24 protein-coding genes are annotated in these 23,609 nt (G+C 58.1%); 16 read left to right on the plus strand and 8 right to left on the minus strand.

Going from position 1 to position 23,609, the window contains the following annotated elements; genetic code table 11:
• Nucleotides 1-2: 2 nt before the first annotated feature.
• Both CU100_RS16830 and gcvA read right to left on the minus strand, forming a co-directional pair.
• Nucleotides 3-1,178: an aminotransferase gene (locus tag CU100_RS16830; RefSeq protein WP_106717724.1), complete on the minus strand. Its 1,176-nt coding sequence runs from the start codon at nucleotides 1,176-1,178 to the stop codon at nucleotides 3-5.
• A gap of 9 nt (nucleotides 1,179-1,187) precedes the next feature.
• The gene (gene gcvA, locus CU100_RS16835; protein ID WP_106717725.1) at nucleotides 1,188-2,240 is read right to left on the minus strand and encodes a transcriptional regulator GcvA; all 1,053 of its coding nucleotides are present in this window, start codon (nucleotides 2,238-2,240) and stop codon (nucleotides 1,188-1,190) included.
• Between the two features lie 212 nt (nucleotides 2,241-2,452).
• Here gcvA and speB point away from each other — a divergent pair, with 212 nt between their 5' ends.
• The 10 genes from speB to CU100_RS16885 all read left to right on the plus strand — a co-directional run bounded on the left by speB (nucleotide 2,453) and on the right by CU100_RS16885 (nucleotide 11,535).
• Entirely contained in the window at nucleotides 2,453-3,514 is a 1,062-nt protein-coding gene (speB, locus tag CU100_RS16840) for an agmatinase (protein ID WP_106717726.1), read from the plus strand.
• Between the two features lie 90 nt (nucleotides 3,515-3,604).
• Nucleotides 3,605-4,411, plus strand: a complete 807-nt coding sequence (locus tag CU100_RS16845; RefSeq protein ID WP_106717727.1) for a transporter substrate-binding domain-containing protein — start codon at nucleotides 3,605-3,607, stop codon at nucleotides 4,409-4,411.
• A 3-nt stretch (nucleotides 4,412-4,414) separates the two neighbouring features.
• Complete coding sequence (locus tag CU100_RS16850; RefSeq protein WP_106718023.1) at nucleotides 4,415-5,083, plus strand: amino acid ABC transporter permease; 669 nt, start codon at nucleotides 4,415-4,417, stop codon at nucleotides 5,081-5,083.
• A complete protein-coding gene (locus CU100_RS16855; RefSeq protein WP_106717728.1) occupies nucleotides 5,080-5,730 on the plus strand; it encodes an amino acid ABC transporter permease in 651 nt (216 codons plus the stop codon). Before CU100_RS16850 ends, CU100_RS16855 begins: the two co-directional genes overlap by 4 nt.
• A gap of 81 nt (nucleotides 5,731-5,811) precedes the next feature.
• Nucleotides 5,812-6,891, plus strand: coding sequence for an ABC transporter substrate-binding protein (locus CU100_RS16860; protein WP_106718024.1), 1,080 nt, complete (start codon nucleotides 5,812-5,814; stop codon nucleotides 6,889-6,891).
• A 76-nt stretch (nucleotides 6,892-6,967) separates the two neighbouring features.
• Nucleotides 6,968-8,005, plus strand: coding sequence for an ABC transporter ATP-binding protein (locus CU100_RS16865; protein WP_106717729.1), 1,038 nt, complete (start codon nucleotides 6,968-6,970; stop codon nucleotides 8,003-8,005).
• On the plus strand, nucleotides 8,002-8,856 hold the full coding sequence (locus tag CU100_RS16870) for an ABC transporter permease (RefSeq protein ID WP_106717730.1): 855 nt from the start codon (nucleotides 8,002-8,004) through the stop codon (nucleotides 8,854-8,856). Before CU100_RS16865 ends, CU100_RS16870 begins: the two co-directional genes overlap by 4 nt.
• Nucleotides 8,853-9,653: an ABC transporter permease gene (locus tag CU100_RS16875; RefSeq protein WP_106717731.1), complete on the plus strand. Its 801-nt coding sequence runs from the start codon at nucleotides 8,853-8,855 to the stop codon at nucleotides 9,651-9,653. Before CU100_RS16870 ends, CU100_RS16875 begins: the two co-directional genes overlap by 4 nt.
• Nucleotides 9,650-10,426, plus strand: a complete 777-nt coding sequence (locus CU100_RS16880; RefSeq protein ID WP_106717732.1) for a carbon-nitrogen hydrolase family protein — start codon at nucleotides 9,650-9,652, stop codon at nucleotides 10,424-10,426. The genes CU100_RS16875 and CU100_RS16880 overlap by 4 nt, the downstream gene beginning before the upstream one ends.
• Nucleotides 10,423-11,535 carry an NAD(P)/FAD-dependent oxidoreductase gene (locus tag CU100_RS16885; protein ID WP_106717733.1) on the plus strand — a complete coding sequence of 371 codons (1,113 nt, stop codon included), beginning with the start codon at nucleotides 10,423-10,425 and terminating at the stop codon, nucleotides 11,533-11,535. The genes CU100_RS16880 and CU100_RS16885 overlap by 4 nt, the downstream gene beginning before the upstream one ends.
• Nucleotides 11,536-11,544: 9 nt before the next feature.
• Here the strand turns inward: CU100_RS16885 and CU100_RS16890 are convergent, their stop codons facing one another.
• A complete protein-coding gene (locus tag CU100_RS16890) occupies nucleotides 11,545-12,456 on the minus strand; it encodes a LysR family transcriptional regulator (protein WP_106717734.1) in 912 nt (303 codons plus the stop codon).
• A 304-nt stretch (nucleotides 12,457-12,760) separates the two neighbouring features.
• Between CU100_RS16890 and CU100_RS16900 the strand changes: the two genes are divergently transcribed.
• The 6 genes from CU100_RS16900 to CU100_RS16925 are packed head-to-tail and all read left to right on the plus strand — an operon-like array spanning nucleotide 12,761 to nucleotide 18,959.
• Nucleotides 12,761-13,966, plus strand: coding sequence for an ABC transporter substrate-binding protein (locus tag CU100_RS16900; RefSeq protein WP_106717736.1), 1,206 nt, complete (start codon nucleotides 12,761-12,763; stop codon nucleotides 13,964-13,966).
• A 5-nt stretch (nucleotides 13,967-13,971) separates the two neighbouring features.
• Nucleotides 13,972-14,790 carry an ABC transporter ATP-binding protein gene (locus tag CU100_RS16905; RefSeq protein ID WP_106717737.1) on the plus strand — a complete coding sequence of 273 codons (819 nt, stop codon included), beginning with the start codon at nucleotides 13,972-13,974 and terminating at the stop codon, nucleotides 14,788-14,790.
• Nucleotides 14,783-15,493 carry an ABC transporter ATP-binding protein gene (locus CU100_RS16910; protein WP_106717738.1) on the plus strand — a complete coding sequence of 237 codons (711 nt, stop codon included), beginning with the start codon at nucleotides 14,783-14,785 and terminating at the stop codon, nucleotides 15,491-15,493. Before CU100_RS16905 ends, CU100_RS16910 begins: the two co-directional genes overlap by 8 nt.
• A 2-nt stretch (nucleotides 15,494-15,495) precedes the next feature.
• A complete protein-coding gene (locus CU100_RS16915) occupies nucleotides 15,496-16,383 on the plus strand; it encodes a branched-chain amino acid ABC transporter permease (protein WP_106717739.1) in 888 nt (295 codons plus the stop codon).
• Nucleotides 16,376-17,368: a branched-chain amino acid ABC transporter permease gene (locus CU100_RS16920; protein WP_106717740.1), complete on the plus strand. Its 993-nt coding sequence runs from the start codon at nucleotides 16,376-16,378 to the stop codon at nucleotides 17,366-17,368. Before CU100_RS16915 ends, CU100_RS16920 begins: the two co-directional genes overlap by 8 nt.
• 1 nt (nucleotide 17,369) lies before the next feature.
• Nucleotides 17,370-18,959 carry a GMC family oxidoreductase gene (locus CU100_RS16925; protein ID WP_106717741.1) on the plus strand — a complete coding sequence of 530 codons (1,590 nt, stop codon included), beginning with the start codon at nucleotides 17,370-17,372 and terminating at the stop codon, nucleotides 18,957-18,959.
• Nucleotides 18,960-19,069: 110 nt separating this feature from the next.
• On the opposite strand, the gene CU100_RS16930 is transcribed toward CU100_RS16925, so the two are convergent.
• The 5 genes from CU100_RS16930 to CU100_RS16950 all read right to left on the minus strand — a co-directional run bounded on the left by CU100_RS16930 (nucleotide 19,070) and on the right by CU100_RS16950 (nucleotide 23,548).
• Nucleotides 19,070-19,951, minus strand: coding sequence for an energy transducer TonB family protein (locus CU100_RS16930; protein ID WP_146141862.1), 882 nt, complete (start codon nucleotides 19,949-19,951; stop codon nucleotides 19,070-19,072).
• Between the two features lie 35 nt (nucleotides 19,952-19,986).
• Nucleotides 19,987-20,442: a TonB system transport protein ExbD gene (gene exbD / locus CU100_RS16935; protein ID WP_106717743.1), complete on the minus strand. Its 456-nt coding sequence runs from the start codon at nucleotides 20,440-20,442 to the stop codon at nucleotides 19,987-19,989.
• A gap of 10 nt (nucleotides 20,443-20,452) precedes the next feature.
• The gene (exbB, locus tag CU100_RS16940) at nucleotides 20,453-21,367 is read right to left on the minus strand and encodes a tonB-system energizer ExbB (protein ID WP_106717744.1); all 915 of its coding nucleotides are present in this window, start codon (nucleotides 21,365-21,367) and stop codon (nucleotides 20,453-20,455) included.
• Nucleotides 21,368-21,554: 187 nt separating this feature from the next.
• A complete protein-coding gene (locus CU100_RS16945; protein WP_245419073.1) occupies nucleotides 21,555-22,784 on the minus strand; it encodes an RHE_PE00001 family protein in 1,230 nt (409 codons plus the stop codon).
• A 92-nt stretch (nucleotides 22,785-22,876) separates the two neighbouring features.
• Nucleotides 22,877-23,548: a L,D-transpeptidase gene (locus CU100_RS16950; RefSeq protein ID WP_106717746.1), complete on the minus strand. Its 672-nt coding sequence runs from the start codon at nucleotides 23,546-23,548 to the stop codon at nucleotides 22,877-22,879.
• Between the last annotated feature and the right edge of the window lie 61 nt (nucleotides 23,549-23,609).

Raw genomic sequence — 23,609 nt, forward strand, 5'->3', positions numbered from 1 at the left:
GTCTAAAGCTTGAGATCCAGCATTCGCCCACGCAATTGCCGGATCGTCCCGGCATTGGCATTGGCGAAGGCAAAGCGAAGAAACTGTTTTTGCCCGGCGCCAAAATACTCGCCGGGGACGCTAAGTATGCCAGCCTCCTTGGCCAGGTGCTCCGCTACTTCCGCCGATGCCCGGTCCTCAAATGGGTGACGGACAAAGGCAAAATAGGCGCCAAGCGCTTCAAGCCGCCAGCCGCCGAGATCGGTCATGTTTTCGGATAGCGCCTGCGCACGCGCTTCAATCTCCAACCGGTTGCCCGCTCGCCATTCAGCCAGGGCCGGCAAGGCCCGCGCGACCGCACCTTGTGCGGCGCGAGGCGCGCAAATCTGCAGATTGTCCATGATCTTGGCGATTTCTTCTACGACGTTTTCGCCGGCAGTGAGTGCGCCCAGCCGATGTCCGGGAATACAGAACGATTTTGAGAAACTGTAGAGCTGGATCAGGTGGTCCTGCCAGTTTTCCTCGCTGAGCAAGCCATGCGGTACTCCGAAATCGCTGGGCAGGAAATCGCGATAGGTTTCGTCCAGAATAAGCCAGATAGCATTTTTCCTGCAGACATCGAAAATCGCTTGCAACTGCGCAGGCGGATAGATGGCGCCCGTCGGATTGTTCGGCGTCACCAATGCAAGCGCACGCACGCCGGGGGTGAGAGCCTCCTCGACGGCTTCGACGGTAGGCACGAAACCCTTGGCAGCGCCGCACTCGACCAAGCCTGTCTTGATCCCCAGCATGGAAAGCGTCGTTTCATGGTTGAAATAGAAGGGATCGGTCATCAGCACAGTGTCACCAGCTTTCGCAACAGCCATAACTGCGCAGATAAAGGCCTGATTGCAGCCCGATGTGACATGGATGTTGGCACCGGAGATGTTTGCGCGATAGAGCTCGCACACATGTGCCGCGTAGGCCTCGCGCAGGTCTGCTTCACCCTCGATTGCGCCGTAGTTGGTGTAGGCAAGCGATGAGGCGGCTTCACCCAGCCAACGCAGCATGTCCGGATGTGGCGGATAGCCGGGAACGGCCTGAGAGAGATCGATCAAAGGGCCGAAGCTGCCATTGTAGTCTTTGCCCCAAGCTTGTACGGCCGGTATGGGCGGGGGCGACAGGCGGGTGACAAGCGGGTTGAGCAATGCAGCAGTCATGGGATTGTCCTATCGGGTATCGGTCTTGGCACGGCGCTTGAGAGCCGCGCGATCAAGCCGTTTCGGGCGTGTCGTCGGAATGGATGGGGGTGCTGCCAGGCGCTCCGGCGAGCTTACCTTGCCGCCGTTGCGCCGCCGGATGATCCGGCGAGCCGATGTTTGCGGTTCCGTGATCGTATCGGTCTCCAGCGATGCAAACAGCCAGTCGATGAAAACCTTGACAATGGGGGCATTGCGCACCTCGTTGCGGCAGGCGACATAGAACGCATCATTGGCGGGTACCGTCAGGTCGAAGGGCACGATCAACTCGCCCTTTGCAATAAGATTACTTGCCGTAATCGTATCACCCAAGGCCACGCCCTGGCTGTAGACCGCAGCCTCCGTCGAGAGCCGTGCATCGCTCATGAAGTGCTGGGCGCCACGGGCATGCTCCGTCGCGTCGGCAGCCGCGAGCCAGGTGTTCCACTCGCGTCCATCATCACCATGCAGGAGAACGTGATTGCGAAGATCGCGCACGGATCGCAGCGGCCGCATGTTGAGCAGGGTCGGGCTGGCGACAGGAAAAAGTTTAAGCGTGGTCCAGAGACGTACCCAGCAGTCGGTCCAATTGCCATGACCATAAAGCACGCAGACGTCGACATCCGCCGAGTGCAACTGGCTCGATTCGTTCGAGGCGATAAGGGTAAGCCTGATATCAGGATATTGCTCGGTAAACTGGTTCATCCTTGGAATAAGCCAAAGTGAAAGCAGCGCCGGCACGCACGTCACTGTCAGCTCGCCGCTCGTCGTCGGACGCTTTATCAATGCGGTCGTCGCCGCAATGTCTTCGAATGCTTTCGACACCGTCGGCAGCAGGAGCGCACCCTGTGGCGTCAGCTTGAGCCGTTGCGCCCCGCGTTCGAAAAGCTGGACATCGAGCGTGGCCTCCAGAGCCTTGATCTGATGGCTGATCGCTCCGTGGGTTACGTTGAGCTCGCGCGCGGCGGCGCTTACAGAGCCATGCCGCGCGGTCGCCTCGAAAGCGCGCAGGGGGTTCAGGGGGGGCAGCCGGCCTGGGGTCATGCATTTCCCTTAGCTGTCAAACGTTCAAAAGTCATGTGAGATTTACTCACGCGGCAAGCTATAACAATGTCAATTGCTTTTCCGTTCGTTTTGCAACGATAATGGGCCCAACGAGGCAAAAGCCCGGGGAACAGATTGCGACGGATTTATTCATAAGCCCGAGAGGCCACGTCCTTCTTACCCCCCGCGGCCGCAGATAATGGGACATTGTCATGGCATCCTGGGATGAGGCAAAGCTAAATGAGCTTCGCGCGAAATATGGCGAGAGCCATGGCGGCGAGCTTTTTGATCCGACGTTCCGCAAAGTCGCAGACAAGATATTCTCCAAGAGCGGTACCCGCCTTGCGCCTTATGCCGGCGTCCCTACGTTTCTTGCTGCCCCCCACATGTCCGTCGACGCTGCAGCGCCGGATTTTGGCAATCTGCAGGTGGCCATTGTTGGCGTTCCCATGGATCTTGGCGTGACCAATCGCACCGGCTCGCGCTTCGGACCACGGGCACTGCGCACAATTGAACGGATCGGGCCCTACAACCACGTCCTCGAATGCGCGCCGGTATTTGACCTGCGCGTCGCTGATATCGGCGATGTCCCATTTGCCAGCCGCTACAGGCTGGAGCAGAGCCATGATGATATCGAACGCCGCATCAATCAGATCGTCGATGCAGGCGTGGTACCGCTCAGCGTAGGTGGCGACCACTCGATCACCCACCCGATCCTTAAAGCAATCGGCAAGAACCGGCCCGTGGGCTTGATCCACATCGACGCCCATTGCGACACCGGTGGCGCTTTCGACCAGACCAAGTTCCACCACGGCGGTCCTTTCCGCAATGCTGTTCTCGATGGCGTGCTCGATTCGAGCCGCACCATCCAGATCGGCATTCGCGGTTCGGCGGAATACCTGTGGGAGTTCTCGTACGAATCGGGAATGACCGTCATACATGCGGAAGAAGTGACCGGCATGGGCATCCCTGCCATCATAGCGAAAGCACGCGAAATCATCGGGGATGGTCCGACCTATCTTTCCTTCGACATCGACAGTCTCGATCCGAGTTTCGCGCCGGGTACCGGAACGCCTGAAATCGGCGGCCTGACGACGCGCGAGGTCCTTGAACTCATCCGGGGCCTGAAGGGTATCAATCTCGTCGGCGGCGACGTGGTGGAAGTAGCACCGCAGTATGACTCGACGACAAACACGGCCCATGCAGGCGCACAGGTCCTGTTCGAGATACTCAGCCTGATGGTGTTCAGCCCGTTTGTACAGGGCACACGCTGATGCACAAAAAATCCGGAAACCAAGAATGTTGAAGCCAAAGATGGCATCATCCGGATTGTCCCAAACAAATAACAACGAAGGGGAATACAGATGACAATCTACAACACACTGAAATCATCGTTTGCGGCGCTGTTGCTGTTCGGCGGAGCAACCATCGGCGCTATCACGCATGCTCAGGCGGACGCGATCGACGACATCACCAAGGCAGGCGTGCTCAATGTCGGTGTCTTTGCCGATTTTCCGCCATTCTCGTCAGCCAGCGCCGATATGACCCTCAAGGGGTACGACATGGACGTCGCTCAGGCTCTCGCAGACGCCCTCAAGGTCAAGCTCGTTCCGGTCAGTGTTACCGGACAGAACCGCATTCCTTATCTGACCGAGCATCGCGTCGATCTGTTGATGAGCGTCGGTTATAGCAAGGAGCGCGAACAGGTTATCGACTTCGCCGCTGCCTATGCGCCCTATTACATTGCTGTGATCGGGCCCAAGGCTCTTGAAGTAAGGAACAAGGACGATCTCGCCGGCAAAAGCATCGCAGTCAATCGCGGCACCCTGGAGGACACATCACTGACCGAAGTTGTTCCAGCGTCTGCTGACGTCAAGCGTTTCGACAATTACAATTCAGTTATTCAGGCGTTCATCTCGGGCCAGACACAGCTCATGGTGGTCGGCAACGACGTCGGTGCACAGGTTCTTTCCCGTCAGGAAGCACTCGCGCCCGAGCAGAAGTTTCAGTTGCTGACGTCGCCTTCCCACATAGCACTCAACAAGAACGAAGATCGTCTCAAGCAGGCCATCAACGATACGGTCACCAAGATGCTGGCGGATGGCAGCCTGAACAAAAGCTCTGAGGCATGGCTCAAGACACCGCTCAATCCAGCGAACCTCAAGGATTGATTGGTGGGCTACACGCTCGACTTCGGTTGGTTGAACGGAGCCGTCGGCATGATCGCCAGAGGCGCGGCCATGACGATCTTCCTGATCGCCGTGACCTCCGTCGCCGGCACGATCCTCAGCATTTTCGGGGCGGCTGCACGGCGCAGCCGCTATCCGATTTTGCGCGGGGCCGTCGGCGCCTATGTCGAGCTGATACGTAACACGCCTTTTCTGGTTCAGCTTTTTTTCATCTTCTTTGGGCTGCCGCGTTTGGGCATCCGGCTTGATCCGGTCATCGCCGCGATGCTCGCCATGACGTTGAACATGTCCGCTTATACGACGGAAATCGTCGGGTCCGGTCTGGATGCGGTGCCGAAGGGCCAGAAAGAAGCCGCCGCGGCGCTCGGTCTTCAGCCCTGGCTGATATTCATCAAGATTATCCTGCCGCAGGCGCTGAAGGTCATCTTTCCAGCCCTCACCAGCCAGATCGTCATCATGATGCTGGAGTCTGCGGTCGTCTCGCAGATTGCCGTGCGCGAACTCACCTATGAAGCAGACATGCTGCAGGCGCGGACCTTCCGTGCTTTCGAAACCTATTTCGTCATCACCCTGGTTTATCTCGGCATGAGCATCGGCCTGCGCCGTCTGCTGTTTGCCGCCGGGCGCCGCGCGATAGCCGGGGGCATGGCATGATCGAGTTCACCTTCTGGGACATATTGCGCAATCTCCTTTTGGCCGCCCGCTGGACGATCCTTCTGTCGATCGTCGCTTTTGCCGGAGGCACGATCGCCGGCCTGGCAATCTTGCTGCTGCGCATATCCAAGCGGCGCTGGCTGCGTCGTGCCGCCGAATATTACATCGGCCTCTTCCAGGGAACGCCGCTTCTGATGCAACTGTTCCTGCTGTTTTTCGGTTTGCCCCTGCTCGGTTTTCGAATAGAGGCCTGGACCGCCGCGGTTCTGGGGCTGACACTTTGCGCAAGTGCATTCCTTGCCGAAATCTGGCGCGGCGGTGTGCAGTCACTGCCAAGCGGACAATGGGATGCCGGAAGCAGCCTCGGTCTACATTATTTTACACAGCTGCGACTTATCATACTTCCCCAGGCGTTTGTTATCACCCGCGCGCCGACGGTGGGCTTTCTGGTGCAGTTGATCAAGAGCACTGCATTGACCTCGATCATTGGTTTTGAGGAACTCGTCAGAACATCAAATGCCATCAACAACGCGACTTTTGAACCTTTTACCGTCTATGGCCTGGTAGCGCTCATCTATTTTGTTCTGTGCTATCCGCTGACGCGTTATACAAAGATATTGGAGCTTCGCGCCGTAAACCAGCATTGATTGGCGAACGGTCACTTGACAACAAAGCGGGAAATCAGCCGGAACAACGGCTTCAAAAAAGGAGAGATGATTATGAACAATATGCTCAAGAAGAGCGTCAGCCGCCGCGCCGTGCTGGGTGCCGGTGTGATGGGTGCCGCTATCCTTGCCATGCCCACTATCTTGCGCGCTCAGGACAAGTCGCTGAAGGTCGGCGTCTATGGCGGCTACTTCAAGGATTCCTTCGACAAGAATATCTTCCCGGAGTTCACCAAGGCAAGCGGTATTGCCATTGAATCGGTAGCCGAGCCAACTGGCGAAGCCTGGCTGGTACAGCTCGAGCAGGCCGCCAAGGCCGGCGCCGCGCCCGCAGACGTTTCCATGATGTCGCAGGTCGCCATGCTCAAGGGTCAGACGACCAAGCTATGGGCGCCGCTCGACATGGCCAAGATTCCCAATTCGAAGAACCTGATCGACCATTTCATAAATAAATACCCGGATGGCGGCGTTGCGGGCATTGGCGCGGTCGCCTGGTACATCACCCTTGTCACCAACACGCAGGCCTATAAGGAAGCACCGGAATCCTGGGCGGCTTTCTGGGATAAGGCAAACGCCGACAAGCTCGGCTTGCTGGCGCTCGTTTCCAACTCCTTCCTGCTGGAGATCACCGCAAAGACTTTTCTTGGCGGAACCAATGCTCTCGACACGGAAGAAGGACTATTGAAGGCCTTCGACAAGCTCGCCGAGGTCAAGCCGAACGTTCGTCTCTGGTACCGCGACGAGGCGCAGTTCGAACAGTCTCTGAAGTCCGGTGAAATTCCAATGGGCCAATATTACCACGATGTTACCGGTCTTGCCGCTTCCGAAGGGCATCCCGTTCGTTCCACATTCCCGAAAGAGGGCGGTGTTCAGGACTCCGGTTGCTGGGCACTCTCCCGCGCATCGAAAAAGGTGGAGGAAGCCCATGTCTTCATCGACTACATGAGCCAGCCGGCAATCCAGGCAACGCTATCGCGCAAGGTAGGTACGGCGCCGACAGTCAAGCGCGAACTGCTTGATCTCAATGAAAAGGAGTTCGGCGCCGTGTCGTCTGCCATCGCGCCGATCATCCCGCGCTATGATCTGTATACGACGAAGTCGGACTGGCTCAACCAGAAGTGGACAGAGTTGATAGTCGGCTGATTCCGGTCAGTCACACCACCCCGCGCCAGCGGGTGCAGGGTGGTATTCTATTTTGTACGAAAGCATGTGAGGGCGGATGTCCGGACTGGTCTTGAACAACGTTAGCAAGCAATTCGGCACTTTCACGGCGGTCGAGAATGTACAGCTGTCGGTGCCGCATGGCACGTTCGTGTGCATGCTCGGACCATCCGGCTGTGGCAAGACCACGTTGCTGCGCATGATTGCGGGGCTGGACGATCCAACCAGCGGCTCGATCCTTCTCGACGGTCAAGACATCACAAAAGTCCCGACCCACAAGCGAAACCTCGGCATGGTGTTTCAGTCGCTGGCCCTGTTCCCGCATTTGACTGTTGGCGAGAACATCGCCTACCCGCTCCGCATTCGAGGTGCTGCACGCGAGGACCAAAAGAAGCGGGTCGACGAGCTTCTTGCCCTCATTCACCTGACGGGGTTTGGCGACAGGCCGGTGTCAAAGCTGTCAGGCGGTCAGCGCCAGCGCGTCGCGATCGCACGGGCTCTGGCTCTCTCGCCGAAACTCTTTCTGCTGGACGAGCCACTTTCCGCGCTCGATGCGAAGCTGCGCGAGGCGATGCAGGTGGAATTGCGCCAGCTTCAGCAGAAGCTCGGTATCACAACCATCGTGGTAACCCATGATCAGCGCGAAGCGATGACCATGGCCGATACGGTGGTTGTCATGAATGGCGGTCACATAAGACAGGCCGCCTCACCCATCGAGATCTATCGCAGGCCCGCCGATACTTTCGTCGCCGATTTCATCGGTTCGACAAATCTGATCGAGACGCGGGCAAATAGTTCCGGCGTAGCGACAGTCTTCGGCAACCCCGTTCCTGGTTTCGCATTGCCCGATGGTGTTCAGACGGCAACGATCTCGGTGCGCCCCGAAGACGTTCATCTGACGGCACCCGGCAACGGCGCTATCGACGGAACGGTCACGTTCGTGCGTGACCTCGGCGGCACGATCGAAACATTCGTCGAAACCGGCGGCAAGCAGATCATTGCTGTCTCGACCCCGCGCGAACGGCCTGATGTCGTAGCTGGACAGGCGGTCGGTATCGTCCTTTCGCCCGAGGTCTGCGTGGTACTGAAGCAATGAAGCGCGAACCTCCCCAATCGATCGCCGATTACGGGCCTCTTTTCTTTCCGGCGGGAATGCTGCTGCTCTTCTTCGTCGTGCCCTTTGGCACGATGATCGCGGTCAGCTTCTTCCAGAGACAGGAGGGCGGCTTTTACACACCAGCTTTCGTCTTCTCCAACTATGAGCGCTTCCTCAGCGCCTTCTTTGGAGGGGTGCTTGGTTTTTCGCTAATGCTCGCTGTGACGGTTGCCATCTGCTGCGTCGTCCTCGCCCTTCCCTTCACCTATCTTCTGACCAAGCTCACGCGGCGCCTCCAGGTATTCTGGCTTGTGGCCCTGCTCTCCGTGCTTTCGCTTTCAGAAGTAATTATCGGCTTTGCCTGGTCAACGCTCCTGTCGCGCACGGCCGGCATCAGCAACTTGCTGGTAAGGACCGGACTGCTCGATCAACCGGTCGCACTGTTTCCGAGCTTCGGCGCAGTGCTGACCGGGATGGTATACCAGGCGCTACCTTATACGATCCTCGTACTCTATCCCGCCATTATCCGGCTCGACCCGACCCTGATGGAAGCGGCACGAACATTGGGGTCTTCCCCGATACGCGCTTTTTTCAACGTGCTCGTACCCGCGCTTCGCAACACAATCATGGCGACGCTGATCATGGTCTTTATCTTCGCATTGGGCTCTTACCTTCTTCCGCAGATCCTCGGCCGTCCACAGCATTGGACCCTCTCCGTGCTCATCACGGACCAGGCGATCTACCAATCGAACATGCCCTTCGCCGCAGCGATGGCTGTTTTTCTGGTGCTTGTTACCCTTGGCCTGGTTGCCCTGACTTTGCTTGTCGGGCGCAAGGGAGAAAAAGCATGATCCATTGGCTCAAGCGCTTTTACTTTCTGGGGATCGGTCTATTCCTTGCCCTTCCGCTGATCGTCGTGGCGGGTGTCTCGGTGAATGCAAAGCAGACGCTGGCCTTTCCCCCTCAAGGATTCTCCCTTGGTTGGTATGGCGAGATCTTCACCAATCCGGAATGGCGCGCCGCCCTTGTCGCCTCCGTTGTGCTGGCCACGACCTCGGCCGCGCTGGCGGTTCTGATTGCCTTGCCGCTCTCCTGGTTTCTCTGGCGGCGCATTGCTCCTTGGGCCAACATCTTCCAGGTGCTGGGGATCGCGCCTTTCACCCTTCCGCCGGTAATCACAGCCCTCGGGCTGCTTACGTTCTGGGCAACGACAGGGTTCTACGGTCAGCCGTGGACCGCCGTAATTGGCCACGCAATCTTTTTCGTCACCTTGCCGCTGGTGACCTTGTCACTGGGTTTTTCCGCAATCGATCGTTCCTTTGTCGAGGCGGCCGCCACCATGGGCGCGAATGACAGGACGATTTTTCGCACGATCGTTCTGCCGCTGATCCTGCCATATCTGGTCTCCGGCTATGCGTTTGCCTTCGTGCTGTCGCTTAATGAATATATCGTTGCCTATATGACCGTGGGTTTCACTCTGGAGACATTGCCGATCAAGATTTTCAACGCGCTTCGTTATGGTTATACGCCAACGATGGCATCGGTAACGGTTCTCTTCGTGTTCATTGCTGCCCTCATCTTTTCGCTCGTTGCGAGATTCGGTGATCTGCCCAAGCTACTTGGGGCAATGGCGTCGGATGAACCATGAAGATCGCAGCACTCCAGATGCAGTCCGCCACAGGCGATGTGCGAGACAACCTCAACCATATTGAGCGAGCGGCTGTCGAGGCCGCGAGAGCTGGGGCCAAACTCCTGATCACCCCCGAGCTCTGCGTCACAGGCTATGGCGCCGGTCCTGAAATTATCTCGTTGGCGGAACCATGCGATGGTGACCAGATCAAGGCTTTGCAAGCCGTGTCATCAAGCCACCATATCGCAATCGTCGCGGGATTTGCCGAACGCGCCGTCGCGGACGTTTACAACAGTGCTGCGTTCATAGACGGCTTCAAGGAACCCGCGATCTATCGCAAGTCACACCTTTATGGTGATTATGAAAAATCACTCTTCAAGCCTTCGAAGCCTGAAAATTGCATTGTCGAAATGGAGGGTTTGAAGTTCGGCCTGCTCATTTGTTATGACGTGGAGTTTCCCGAGAACGTTCGGCGTCTTGCTCTCGGCGGCGTCGATGCAATCCTCGTGCCGACGGCCCTACCCGCCGGACCCTCCGGAAGCTTCATCGCCAACCATATGATCCAGGTCCGTGCGTTCGAAAACCAGATCTTCATCGCCTATGTCAACCATGCAGGGGCAGACGCACGCTTTACATTTGCCGGAAACTCGCGCATTGCCGCGCCGGACGGCAGCCTGATAGCATCCAGTGACGATACCGCGGAGCACTTGCTATTCGCCGATATCGAACCCGCCATTTTTGCTGCATCGATCGGCGACAACCCCTACCTGAAAGACGTGACTCCTCTATGAGCGAAATAATCGAAACGGATGTCCTCGTTATCGGAGCCGGCATTGCTGGCGTGGGCGTCGCAGCCGCGTTGGCAGATACGCACAGGGTCGTCGTCCTCGAGCGCGAGAGCCAGCCGGGATATCATTCTACGGGCCGCTCCGCCGCGATCTTTCTGCCGAATTATGGCAACGCCGTTATTCGCGGCCTGAACCGGGCAAGTGCGCCGCTTTTCGCCGATCGCGATACAAGCCTTTTCCCCGACCCGCTGCTTACCCAGCGCGGCTCATTGACCGTTGCCGATGAGAACGGCGTCGAGGCTTGCGCACAATTCGTACGCGATGGGACGGGCGTCGAGGCGATCAGCGTCGACCGTGCTCTGTCGATGGTTCCGATACTCAGCCGCGACTATGTCAAGGCGGCGGCATATCAAGATGATGCGCAGGATATCGATGTGAATGCCTTGCATCAGGGCTGGATGCGCAAGGCAACGGCTCTCGGCGTGAAGCTTTTCACACGCCAGGAGGTGGTCAGGGCCGAACGCGCGGCAGGGGGATGGCGGGTCGAGACCGCCGATCGGACCTTCATCGCTGAAGGCGTGGTGAACGCCTCGGGCGCATGGGCGGATGTGACAGCCGGGCTGTTCGGCGCAACACCTCTCGGATTGATACCGATGCGCCGCTCGATCGCCGTACTCCCCGCGCCTGACGGTTACGACACGCGCGGCTGGCCGCTTGTCGATGAGATCAATGAGACCTGGTATCTGAAGCCGGATGGCGGACGGATGTTCGTCTCACCCTGCGATGAAACGCCTGTCGAGCCGCATGACGCTTATGTCGATGACATGATCCTTGCCGAAGGCCTTTATAGATTTGAACAGGCGGTCACCATACCCGTCACCCGTGTGGAGAGCAGCTGGGCGGGCCTGCGCACGTTCGCCCCTGACCGGACACCTGTCGCCGGGTTCGACAGCAAGGTGGATGGCTTCTTCTGGCTGGCGGGTCAGGGCGGCTACGGCATCCAGACTTCCCCTGCCCTCTCAGCTCTTGCAGCAGCGCTCATTGGCGGACGAGATCCGGACAGCACCGTCGAGCCGCTCCTTGCACAATTGTCTCCCGGCCGCTTCGTCTAGGGTCGATATTCAATCCAGAAGCGGCTGGCCCGCAAAGGCAAGAGCCTGGCTTTCCAGTTCCGACTTGATGAAGTTGCTCAGCACTCTTATCCGCGGCGTGTTGACGATATCCTCGTGGCAGATCAGCCAATAATCCCGGTTCAGGTGCAACTCCTTCGGCATGACCGGCACCAACTCCGGATAGTTGCAGGCGATATAATAGGGCAGGATGCATAACCCAAAGCCTGAGCGAGCCGCGCTGAGCTGTGCGAAAATGCTGGAACTCTGGTACGAGGCGCGCAAACCCGGCAGGATTTCTCGCATATAATCGAGCCCCGGCGTGAAGATCATGTCTTCGATATAGCCAATGAACTGATGGTTCGAGAGGTCCGATTGCCGATTTATCCGGGGATGGCGCGAAAGATAGTCTTTCGAGCCATAAATGAACAGCCGGTAAGGCATCAGCTTTTCCTGGTGATAGGACCCCGTTCGTGTCGCGTGCAGCGTGATCGAAAGATCAGCTTCGCGCCGGGACAATGAAACAATCTGTTGAATCGTGACCATTTCTATCGAGAGACTTGGATAGTTCTGCGCCATATGCGGCAGCCGGTCGGCCAAAAAAAAATTTGCAAAGCCCTCCAAAATGCTGAGGCGGACGACGCCGCTGAGGGAGATTGTTCCGCCGGAGGCCTCGTTCTGGAACCGGTCAGCCTCGCGTTCCACGATCTCAGCCGACTCGATAAGCTTCTCGCCAAGTGCGGTCAGGATATAGCCGCGCGGATTACGTTCGAAGAGCCGCGCCGACAGAGCTTCTTCCAGCCGGTCGATACGTCTGGAAACGGTTACATGATTGGTGCGCAAGCGGCGGGCCGCTGTGGTCAACTGCCCCGTGCGTGCGACTGCGAGAAAATATTGCAGATCGTCCCAAGTAAACTGCCGCATCACCCAGCTTCTGCATCTATGTACATTTTTGTACTTTATATGTGCAAAAATAGGTGTTTGTGTACCTATTTGTCAATGTTACAGTTTTTTCAACAACGTGGTTGCCGGTCGGAAGAAACAGGGCAATCATGAGGGTGAAGATTGTCCGGCTTGACAGTCGAGCTGGATTGAGGAGGACAGGCAACCGGAAGATGCTGGCGGTACCCGCAGCATCTTCGTCGACGTTTTTCAATTGAACCGTTCCGTCCGCGACAGCCATCGAGTGATGATCCTGTCAGCGGTCAATCTTTGGGAGGAGATACGAATGAAATTACTCGCAATTGCAACTGCTGCACTGATGGCAGCCACAGTCATTCCTGCGGCGAGTGCCGAGCTATCCGACGGCAAGGTCAAGATCGGCATTTTGAACGACCAGTCCGGCGTCTATGCAGATTTTGGCGGCAAGTGGTCGTTCGAGGCTGCCAAGATGGCCGCCGAGGATTTCGGCGGCAAGGTGCTTGACGCGCCGATCGAGATCATCACAGCGGATCACCAGAACAAGCCCGACATCGCTTCCAACATCGCGCGCCAGTGGTACGACACCGAACAGGTCGATAGTATCATGGAACTGACCACTTCTTCCGTTGCACTCGCCGTGCAGGGCATCTCCAAGGAAAAGAAGAAGATTAATCTTGTCACCGGCGCCGCCACCACAGAACTGACCGGCAAGCAATGCTCGCCCTACGGGTTCCATTGGGCCTATGACACCCACGCACTCGCAGTCGGCACCGGCGGCGCGCTCGTCGCCCAAGGCGGCGACAGCTGGTTCTTCCTGACCGCCGACTATGCGTTCGGTTATTCGCTCGAAGAACAAACGTCCAAGTTTGTAACCTCCAAGGGAGGCAAGGTCGTGGGTTCCGTCCGCCACCCCTTGGCAACCACCGACTATTCTTCGTTTCTGTTGCAGGCGCAGTCCTCCGGTGCCAAAGTCATCGGTCTCGCCAATGCTGGCCTTGATACTGCCAACGCCATCAAGCAAGCGTCGGAGTTCGGGATAGTCTCAGGTGGCCAACGTCTGGCCGCACTGCTCTTCACTTTGGCGGAAGTGCATGGACTCGGTCTTGAGGCGGCGCAGGGGCTGACCCTTACCGAAAGCTTCTATTGGGATCGCGACGATCAATCACGTGAATTCGGACAGAAGTTCTTCAAGCGCACCGGTCGCATGCCCAATATGATCCAGGCCGCGACATATTCCGGCGTGACGCAATATTTGAAAGCAATCCAGAAGGCAGGCACTGACGACACCGAGAAGGTTGCGGCCGCTATGCATGAAATGCCCGTTGACGACGTTTTCGGGCGCGGCGCCAAAGTCGGCGCCAATGGCCGCCTGATCAGCGACGTTTTCCTGATGGAAGTGAAGAAGCCGGACGAGAGCAAGCAGCCGTGGGATTACTACAAGGTGCTGGCGACCGTCCCCGGCGCGGAAGCCTATATCAAGCCAGCCGAAAGCGGCTGCGAATTGGCCAAGTAGAACGCATGTCCACAATATCCGACACCGCGCCCGGGGGAGCACTTTCCTCTCCCGGCGCCACCGGCCAGCAGACATCACGTGTCGTTCTCTCTGCACGTGGCTTGCGCCGTGATTTTGGCGGGTTTGTTGCCGTCAACAATGTTGATCTCGACGTCCATCATGCCAAGGTTCATGCGCTGATTGGGCCGAATGGGGCGGGCAAGACGACGGTCTTCAATCTTCTGACGAAATTTCTGCAGCCTTCCAGCGGAACCATCACGCTGCTCGACCAGGATATCACCAAGACCGACCCTGCCAAGGTCGCCCGGATGGGGCTCGTTCGTTCGTTCCAGATTTCCGCGGTGTTTCCGCATCTGACCGTTCTCGACAATGTCCGCGTTGCCCTTCAGCGCCCAAGTGGTCTTTCCACCCAGTTCTGGCTGCCCATAGGTGCCTTGGACCGCCTGAACGAGCGGGCGATGGAGTTGATTGCGGCAGTCGGACTGCAGGACGCGCGCGATAAACTCGCTGCTGATCTGTCCTATGGCCGCAAGCGCGTGCTTGAGATCGCAACCACGCTCGCGCTCGATCCTAAGGTACTCTTGCTCGATGAACCCATGGCCGGCATGGGGCATGAAGACGTTCACATCGTCTCCGATATCATCCGCGAGGTTGCCAAGGACCGTGCCATACTCATGGTCGAGCACAATCTGAAAGTTGTCGCTGATTTGTGCGATCAGGTAACCGTGCTTCAGCGCGGCGAGATCCTGACGTCCGGGGATTATCGCACTGTCAGTCAGGACGACCGCGTGCGCGTAGCCTATATGGGGACTGACCATGAGTGACGGTAAAGCCCTTCTATCGGTCCGCGACCTTCATGCCTGGTATGGCGAAGGTCACGCGCTGCATGGGGTCAATCTTGACATTCACCAGGGCGAGACCGTCACCCTGCTTGGCCGCAACGGTGTCGGCAAGACCACGACATTGCGTGCCATCGTGGGCATCATCCGCAAGCGCACGGGGACCATAAGCTTCGACGGCAAGGACATGATGCGTGTGCCGCTACACAGGACCGCCCATGCCGGGATCGGTTTCGTTCCGGAAGAGCGCGGTATCTTCGCTACTCTTTCCGTGGACGAAAATCTCAATCTCCCGCCAATCGTCGCCGCAGGCGGCATGACGGTCGCGGAGATTTACGATCTCTTCCCCAATCTGAAAGAGCGGCGAAACAGTCCCGGCACCAAATTGTCCGGCGGTGAGCAGCAGATGCTGGCAATTGCCCGCATCCTGCGCACAGGAGTCAAACTCCTGCTTCTCGATGAGCCGACGGAGGGTCTCGCACCCGTAATCATCCAGCGCATCGGCGAGGTCCTGGTGACGCTCAAGCAAAGGGGAATGACCATTCTCCTCGTCGAACAGAACTTTCGTTTCGCCAGCAAGGTAGCCGACCGTTTTTACGTCGTCGATCATGGCAGGGTCATCGATAATTTCCACGTCAAGGAGTTGCCTGACCGCATGAACATGCTCAACGAAGCGTTGGGGGTCTGACCATGACAATGATCTTCGGGGTTCCTATTCAGGCTTTTCTCGGACAGCTCCTTATCGGGCTCATCAATGGCTCCTTCTACGCCATGCTCAGCCTCGGGCTCGCCATCATTTTCGGGCTGTTGCGGGTGATAAATTTTGCCCATGGGGCGCAATACATGGTTGGCGCTTTCGTGGGCTACCTTCTCCTGGCTGAACTCGGCATCGGTTACTGGCCCGCACTCGTTCTGGCGCCCGTCGTCGTCGGTCTTGCCGGCGCTGTCATCGAGCGCGTCGCCTTGTCACGGCTGTACAATCTCGACCATCTCTATGGCCTGTTGTTTACGTTCGGGCTTGCGCTCGTCCTCGAAGGCACGTTCCGCTACTACTATGGTGCAGCGGGTCAACCCTATGCTGTTCCCTCCGCGCTGGCGGGCGGTTACAATCTCGGCTTCATGTTCCTGCCGAAATACCGGGCCTGGGTCGTCATTGCGTCACTCGCGGTCTGTCTCGGCACATGGTTGTTGATCGAGAAAACGCGCCTCGGCTCTTATCTGCGGGCCGCAACGGAAAATCCCACATTGGTGCGTGCCTTCGGTATCAACGTACCGCTGCTGTTGACCTTCACCTATGGGCTCGGGGCTGGCCTTGCAGGGCTGGCGGGCATCATGGCCGCGCCAATCTATCAAGTCAGTCCGCTCATGGGATCCAACATGATCATCGTCGTCTTCGCCGTTGTCGTCGTCGGCGGGATGGGATCAATTCTTGGTGCGATCGTCACCGGCTATATGCTTGGTATTTTCGAAGGTCTGACGAAGGTCTTCTATCCGGAAGCGTCGAGCATCGTCATCTTCGTCATCATGGCGATCGTCCTGCTCGTCCGGCCCGCCGGCCTGTTCGGAAAGGATGCTTGATATGACCCGAGCGACCGCTGCATCACTACCGAAGCAACGTCTTTTCAAACTCGAAACAGCGCTGATCCTGATCGGCATCGCTGGATTGGTTCTGGCGCCTTTCTATTTCTATCCGGTCTTCCTCATGAAGGTTCTGTGCTTTGCGCTCTTTGCCTGCGCCTTCAACCTTCTTCTCGGCTACACCGGCATACTTTCTTTCGGTCACGCCGCGTTCTTTGGCGGCGCTGCCTATTTCACGGCCCACGCCGTAAAGGAATGGGGTCTCCCGACGGAACTGGGTATCCTCGTCGGCGTTGCCGGCGCAACGGTTCTTGGCTTGATCATCGGCTTCTTCGCCATCCGGCGCCAGGGCATCTACTCGACGATGATTACGCTTGCGCTCGCACAGATGTTCGCCTTCTTCTGCCTGCAAGCTCCGTTCACGCACGGCGAGGACGGGATCCAGGGCGTACCCCGCGGCTACCTCCTTGGCTTCATCGATCTCAATCAACCCTTGAACATGTATTTCTTCGTGCTGGCGGTATTCCTGGTCGGTCTGTTCATCATCTGGCGCATCATCAATTCTCCATTCGGCATGATCCTGAAATCGGTACGTGAGAATGAGCCTCGCGCCATCTCCTTGGGTTATTCGGTAGCCCGCTACAAGCTCGCGGCTTTCGTCATGTCGGCCGCGCTGACCGGATTGGCCGGCGGCCTGAAAGCGATCGTGTTCCAGTTCGCCACGCTGACCGACGTCAGCTGGCAAATGTCCGGTGAGGTCGTGTTGATGACGCTGCTCGGAGGCATAGGTACGCTCACAGGGCCGATATTTGGTGCAGCACTCGTTGCAGCGCTGGAGAACTATCTCGCGACGTCAGAATTCCCTGTCACCGTGATCACCGGGGTCATTTTCATGGTCTGCGTGCTCGTGTTCCGCCGCGGCATCATCGGAGAACTTTATGCTTCAAGGCTTGGCAAAAGACTTGAGGGCAAGCCGGACAACTGAAATGTCGACCTATGACTACATCGTGGTCGGTGCGGGCACCGCCGGCTGCACGCTCGCCAATCGCCTCTCCGAAAACCGAGACGTTTCGGTGCTGCTGCTCGAGGCTGGCGGCAGGGATAATTATCACTGGATTCACATCCCTGTCGGTTACCTCTACTGTATCTCCAATCCACGTACCGACTGGTGCTTTTCAACGGAACCGGAGCCGGGGCTCAACGGTCGCTCCCTCGCTTACCCTCGTGGCAAGGTACTGGGCGGCTGCTCGTCCATCAATGGAATGATCTATATGCGCGGGCAGGCGCGGGACTATGATCTGTGGCGTCAGGACGGCTGTACCGGCTGGGGCTGGAATGACGTCCTGCCCTATTTCAAGAAGTCGGAGGATTACTATCTCGGCGCCGATGAATTTCACGGTTCGGGCGGCGAGTGGCGCGTCGAAGAGGCCCGGCTGCACTGGGATGTTCTCGATGCCTTTCGTGATGCGGCAGAGGCGGCAGGTATTCCCCGCACGGATGATTTCAATCGCGGCGACAACGAAGGCTCGTCCTATTTCAAGGTCAATCAGCGGCGCGGTATTCGCTGGAATACGGCGAAGGCCTTCCTGCGGCCAGCTCTTGGCCGGCCCAATCTGAAGGTCGAGACAGGTGCGCATGTGCGAAAACTGGTCCTGAAGGATCTTGCTGTCAAAGGTGTGGAATTTGAACAGGCCGGAATGCTCCGTTCTGTTGAATGCAGGCGCGAGGTCATCCTGGCTGCCGGTTCGATCGGCTCACCACATATCCTCGAGCTATCGGGCATAGGCCGCGGTGATGTGCTGCAGGCAGCCGGAATCGAAATGACACTCGAGCGCCGTGGTGTCGGGGAAAACCTGCAGGATCATTTGCAATTGCGTTGCGCCTACAAGGTTACGGGCATCCCGACGCTCAACGAGAAGGCCAACCGCCTTCTTGGCAAGGCCGCGATTGCGCTGGAATATCTTGTCAGCCGATCCGGGCCCATGTCCATGGCGCCAAGCCAGCTCGGCGTCTTCACCCGCTCCGACCCGTCTTTCGCCACAGCCAATCTGCAATATCATGTACAACCATTGTCGCTTGAAAAATTCGGCGAGAAAGTCCACGCTTTTCCGGCCTTCACGGCAAGTGTCTGCAACCTGAGGCCGGACAGCCGTGGCTCCGTCCATGTCAGATCACCGGATCACCGTTCGCAGCCCGCAATCCGGCCCAACTACCTGGCGACGGAAAGCGACCGCCGCGTGGCGGCAGATTCGATCCGGATTACCCGCAACATTGTCGCGCAAAAGCCCTTGCAGCGTTTCAAACCGGAGGAATTCAAACCCGGCCCCGCGTTTCAGACCGAAGAAGAACTGTTCGAAGCCGCCGGTAGCATTGGCACGACGATTTTCCACCCTGTTGGGACCTGCCGCATGGGTGCTGATCCGGCGTCGGTGGTCGATCCGCAACTGCGTGTTCGCGGCATCCTGGGCCTGCGCGTTGCCGATGCCTCCATCATGCCCTCGATTACCTCAGGCAACACCAACTCTCCGACAATCATGATTGCCGAAAAGGCTGCCGAGATGATTATTGGACGTTGATGCCTGCAACCCCCGTGCGTCTTTGATCTCAATGAGATCGTTGCCGGCCGTATGGCTGGCAATCTGACTGTAGGCAAGCTTGCTGCCGACTTGCAGCGGGCAGCGCAATCTTACCTGATTTGAAACGGCACGGTGAAGCTCTGCCGGGCAACGTCAAGACCCTCCGGCGCTGACGGAACGGGCGATGCGCGCCGGATCGTTTCGAGCACGCTCTGGTCGAGTTGCGGCATTCCGGAGCTGCCGACGACGCTTGAGGAAACGATGTCTCCCCCGTTGGTGACCACGAAACGTATCCTGACTGTCCCCTGCCCTTCGGTACGTGCGCGATTTGCCCGCCTCGCCAGATAGGTCTGCACGCGCGAACGCCACGTTTCCGACTGTCTGGCGGATGATGCTGCTCTCGGTGCGCTTGCCTGCTGCTTGGCTTCTCGCGGCGTCGCGTCTTGCACCGTCGCGGTACTCACCTTTCTTGCCGGCTTGCGTATGATCTTCTCGGCGACTTGCTTCTTCGGAGTTTCGAGTTCCTTCGGAGCATCCGGTTTCTTCACGCTTGGACGCACCGCAGGCAATGGAACCTCTGCCTTCGGCAGTTCAACGATCTCTTCAGGGGTTTCTTCCGGCGGTTCCACCGCCTCTGGTTCCGGTTGAGCCTCTTCGACCGGCTCAGGTTCTGGCTGATCTGGAACGAGTTCTTCAACGGGGTCGAGGATCGGCTCAGGCTCGGGCTGCAACGCCGGCTCTGGTGCCGCTGCCTCCTGTTCCACCGCTTCAGGTTTGACTGCTTCGGATACGATCGGCTGCGGCTCTGGTACCGGCTGAGGTGTCACGGGTGCAGGGAGCGGCTCCAATTCGATCATCACGGCCGCCGCGATGTCCCCAGAGGGTCGTTCCGGCTGGTATTTTTGAAAGTACCAAGCAGCGCCAGCATGGGCTCCGATAACCGCTAGACCCGCAATGGCCCAAAGACCGACCTCCCGCCAATCAGGGCGCAAAAAACCTCTCCTGAAAGCGGTTGAATGGTCCTGCATTATTGATGGCCTTCATTTGCTGGCACCGCGGGAGATGGTGCTCGCTCGACCCCGACCAAGGCGATCTTCAGATAACCGCTGTCACGCAAGCTATTCATCAAATCCATGAGAGCGCCATAGTCGACGGACTGGTCTGCTCGAAGAAAAACCCGCGTTTCCTTGTCGCCCTGCGTATGTTGATCCAGGAAGCTTCCGAGGGTCTCGCGAGATATGGTCTCATTCCCAATAGCGATGGACCGGTCTTCCTTGAGAGTAAGGTAAAGCGGCTCGTCGGGGCGGGGCGCGGCGGTTGCTGTCGAAGCCGGCAGGTCTACATTGATGTCGACCGTCGCCAGCGGCGCTGCCACCATGAAGATTATGAGCAAGACCAGCATCACGTCGATGAACGGCGTTACATTGATTTCGTGGTTTTCCTGGAGATCGTCCGATCCACTGTCTCTGATGCCGCCAGCCATTTTAGCTCCCCTACTCCGCAGCTGCGCGCGACTTGTGTGCAGACGGCAGCAAAGCAAAATCCACATCGCGGCTGACAAGCCGCTCGACACCCGCGGATGCATCGGCGAGCAGTTGGCGGTAACCGGTTATCGATCGAGCGAAGACATTATAGATAACGACGGCGGGTATGGCGGCCACGAGGCCTATGGCCGTCGCGAGCAGCGCCTCGGCAATACCCGGTGCCACGATCGCAAGATTGGTCGTTTGCGATTCCGAAATGCCGATGAACGAATTCATGATGCCCCAGACCGTTCCGAACAGCCCGACGAATGGCGCAGTCGACCCGATCGTTGCGAGCACGCCGGTGCCACGCGCCATGCGCCGGCCGGCCAGTGCTTCAATGCGCGAAAGGCGTGAGGCCACCCGCTCCTTCAGGCCGTCCGCACTCGCGTATCCCTGGACCTCGCGCGAAAGACGCACCTCTTCCTGCGCAGCATTCACAAACATGGCGCATGGCCCCGCACGGCCTTCGAGTGTTCGTTCGGCATCGGCAAGCGTGCGCGCATTGCCAATGGCATTAAGCGCCCGGTAAGCGCGCATTCTGGCTCCGGCCAGTTCAAGCGTTTTTGCCAGCCAGACCGTCCATGTCACCAGCGACGCGAATGCGAGGCCTATCATCACCGCTTTGACGACCCAGTCCGCAGCCATGAACATGCCCCAGGGCGAAAGGTTATGCGGAAGCGCAGCTTTCATCTGGCTTGGTTCGGACGTTGGGACAGGTGTTGCCGGCTGCGTCGCGGGCTGAGGTATTGTGCTCGGCTGCTGAACCGGTTGGGGCGCGACCTCGGTCTGTCCTGGTGGCGGTCCACTATCCTGAGCGTATGCTGCCGGCGCAAGAATGCAGATCGCCATTGCGCATACGAGAGCGGAGCTTCTCCACGTCATCGCGCATTTTTGGCGACCTGATGAATTTTTCGGGGCTCGTCGCATTGCTTCGCCATCCTTTGATAGGTTCTTGTGGTCGAACCGCCTGTTCGGCTGACAGGGCTTATTATTTATGAGTAAAATAATCAACTATTTTTTGGAAGTGTAAAAGCACGTCATGCCGGTCAAAAAAACCCGGCAAGAACGTTTAGACTATTCCCCACGCCCTGTAGCGGCCCCTGCCCGTCATCTCGCGAATGCCGAGTTCCGCCACCAGATTGAGTGCTGCGCGTGGGGATACCTTCAACTCCTTGGCGACAAGCGCCGTCGATACCATCGGACGTGACAGGACAAGGTCGATCATCGCCGGCAGATTTGACGTCGAACGTCGATCCTTCAGCTTCCTCTCCATTTGCATGCGCGCAAGGCTCAGCCGTTCTATCTCCTTCAAGTTCGTGATGCTTGATAGCTGAACGGCTTCGAGAAAGGCAACGAGCCTGGTTGTTTGATCGCGTGCGCGCCGGCGGTCCCGGGGAATTGAGCGCAAACCCGCGTTGAAGGCCGCAAGATGCGAGCGGGTTTTTCCCCGCTCCCTCAGCATGGCCGATACCAGCATCGGGCCAAGCCAATGCTGGTGCTGCAAGGGTTCAAGGTCCTCCCATGCGTCCCAGGCTATGGCGGCGGCAAGCAAAGGCGGTAATGCGCGCGCACGATCGTAAACCAGGAGCCAACGCTCCAGGCGCGCATCCTCATCCCAGTCCGGATCGTACACCAATGGGTCACCGTCCGGCGTTACGTCATCCGGCGACGAATTGCGTCTTGCCCTGCCCGGCCGAGCCTCTGTCGAAGGCTCTGCAAGCAGCTGGGCAGAATGGTCCAGCAGCGCATCCAGCCTTGCGAGTTCGTTTTCGAACGCACTTTCCGCCGCCGATCTTGCCCCGGCCATATCCTCGACAACCGGATCCGTTTCTGTCGCGCTGTTGACAGATGCCATGGCGTTCTCACTGACAGAGCGACCACGCAGGACCGCAAGGCCCTTGGCGCCGAGCGCCCAGGCAGGCGGGTTTGCAGCGATTTGCCGCCGGATCCGCAAAATGGCATGAGCTCTTGTCAATTCATGTGTGGGGGTGCGAATGTCCATGTGTGAATCGTGCAAGACCAGGTCTTCGACATGAACGAGCTCGCCCGCCAGCCAAAGAGCATTGCAGGCTTCGACAAAGTGCGAGCGCTCTATCCAGCCTTCATTTTCCCGCAAAAGGCCGTCGCGCAGCCGGCGCCCGTGCAATTCTCCAAGATCAGACTTGCGCCCTAGCCTGTCATCCAGCCGCGCCAGAGCATCCTCCGCGGCAATGAGCGGTCGCAGGAGATCGGCGAAGGGCAATTGGCGAGAATCGTTGACCATGCAACGAAGGTAAACGAAAGCCGGAGCGGAAGACATAACGGATTTAGCTTCCGCCATCCGTATAGCAGTACATCGTCACCCAATTGGCTCACCAAAAAGGTGCAGCCTTGACGGCCAGCATTTGTGGGTTAGCCAACCACAACTGTCGCCTTTCCAGGCACGCGGTTGTAGAGATCAATAATGTCCTGATTGATGAGCCGCACGCAACCCGAGGACATTGACTGGCCAATGGACCACCATTCGGGCGATCCGTGAATCCGGTAGCCAGTGTCTACATTGTCTTTGAAAATATAAAGGGCCCTTGCACCGAGCGGATTTTGTGGACCTGGCTCCATACCCTTCTCATACTTGGCCAATTCTGGTTTGCGCTGGATCATTTCACGCGGAGGTGTCCAGCGCGGCCATTCCTTCTTGTACTGAATATTGGCGCGACCGCTCCAAAGAAATCCGTCCTTACCGACGCCGACGCCGTAGCGAATGGCATCGCCCCCCGGTTGGACGAGATAGAGAAAGCGCTCCTGCAGGCGGACAACGATCGTCCCCGGTTGCTCACCGGTCGGATCGACAACGACCTGACGGCGGAACTGGACCGGGATCTTCTGATACGGAACCGCCGGTAGCGAATATTGTCCCTCTTGTACGGCGGCATACATCACGTCGGGAACAGTGACGGATTTATCGATACTGATCTGCGGCCGTATGCCATTTGTCGGCATTGCGTCAATATTCATGGACGGCAGCTCAAGCGTTGTCTGGGTGCAGCCCGCCACGCTGAGGACGGCCAAGGAGCCGGCACCCATCAAAACGTGTCGACGGGAGATTGCGGGAACATGCAGTGCGGTGGCGGCATCTTTACGCTGG

Source organism: Phyllobacterium endophyticum, from assembly GCF_003010935.1.
Lineage (GTDB): Bacteria > Pseudomonadota > Alphaproteobacteria > Rhizobiales > Rhizobiaceae > Phyllobacterium > Phyllobacterium endophyticum.

Bases quoted from the DNA above. Each gene is read 5' to 3' on its own strand.
- CU100_RS16875 (WP_106717731.1), top strand. From the start codon at position 8,853: ATGATCCATTGGCTCAAGCGCTTTTACTTTCTGGGGATCGGTCTATTC.
- CU100_RS16915 (WP_106717739.1), top strand. From the start codon at position 15,496: ATGACAATGATCTTCGGGGTTCCTATTCAGGCTTTTCTCGGACAGCTC.
- CU100_RS16855 (WP_106717728.1), top strand. From the start codon at position 5,080: ATGATCGAGTTCACCTTCTGGGACATATTGCGCAATCTCCTTTTGGCC.
- speB (WP_106717726.1), top strand. From the start codon at position 2,453: ATGGCATCCTGGGATGAGGCAAAGCTAAATGAGCTTCGCGCGAAATAT.
- CU100_RS16905 (WP_106717737.1), top strand. From the start codon at position 13,972: ATGTCCACAATATCCGACACCGCGCCCGGGGGAGCACTTTCCTCTCCC.
- CU100_RS16920 (WP_106717740.1), top strand. From the start codon at position 16,376: ATGCTTGATATGACCCGAGCGACCGCTGCATCACTACCGAAGCAACGT.
- CU100_RS16950 (WP_106717746.1), bottom strand. From the start codon at position 23,548: ATGGGTGCCGGCTCCTTGGCCGTCCTCAGCGTGGCGGGCTGCACCCAG.
- CU100_RS16865 (WP_106717729.1), top strand. From the start codon at position 6,968: ATGTCCGGACTGGTCTTGAACAACGTTAGCAAGCAATTCGGCACTTTC.
- CU100_RS16830 (WP_106717724.1), bottom strand. From the start codon at position 1,178: ATGACTGCTGCATTGCTCAACCCGCTTGTCACCCGCCTGTCGCCCCCG.
- gcvA (WP_106717725.1), bottom strand. From the start codon at position 2,240: ATGACCCCAGGCCGGCTGCCCCCCCTGAACCCCCTGCGCGCTTTCGAG.
- CU100_RS16925 (WP_106717741.1), top strand. From the start codon at position 17,370: ATGTCGACCTATGACTACATCGTGGTCGGTGCGGGCACCGCCGGCTGC.
- CU100_RS16880 (WP_106717732.1), top strand. From the start codon at position 9,650: ATGAAGATCGCAGCACTCCAGATGCAGTCCGCCACAGGCGATGTGCGA.
- CU100_RS16890 (WP_106717734.1), bottom strand. From the start codon at position 12,456: ATGCGGCAGTTTACTTGGGACGATCTGCAATATTTTCTCGCAGTCGCA.
- exbB (WP_106717744.1), bottom strand. From the start codon at position 21,367: ATGACGTGGAGAAGCTCCGCTCTCGTATGCGCAATGGCGATCTGCATT.
- CU100_RS16860 (WP_106718024.1), top strand. From the start codon at position 5,812: ATGCTCAAGAAGAGCGTCAGCCGCCGCGCCGTGCTGGGTGCCGGTGTG.
- CU100_RS16910 (WP_106717738.1), top strand. From the start codon at position 14,783: ATGAGTGACGGTAAAGCCCTTCTATCGGTCCGCGACCTTCATGCCTGG.
- exbD (WP_106717743.1), bottom strand. From the start codon at position 20,442: ATGGCTGGCGGCATCAGAGACAGTGGATCGGACGATCTCCAGGAAAAC.
- CU100_RS16845 (WP_106717727.1), top strand. From the start codon at position 3,605: ATGACAATCTACAACACACTGAAATCATCGTTTGCGGCGCTGTTGCTG.
- CU100_RS16900 (WP_106717736.1), top strand. From the start codon at position 12,761: ATGAAATTACTCGCAATTGCAACTGCTGCACTGATGGCAGCCACAGTC.
- CU100_RS16885 (WP_106717733.1), top strand. From the start codon at position 10,423: ATGAGCGAAATAATCGAAACGGATGTCCTCGTTATCGGAGCCGGCATT.
- CU100_RS16945 (WP_245419073.1), bottom strand. From the start codon at position 22,784: ATGTCTTCCGCTCCGGCTTTCGTTTACCTTCGTTGCATGGTCAACGAT.
- CU100_RS16870 (WP_106717730.1), top strand. From the start codon at position 8,002: ATGAAGCGCGAACCTCCCCAATCGATCGCCGATTACGGGCCTCTTTTC.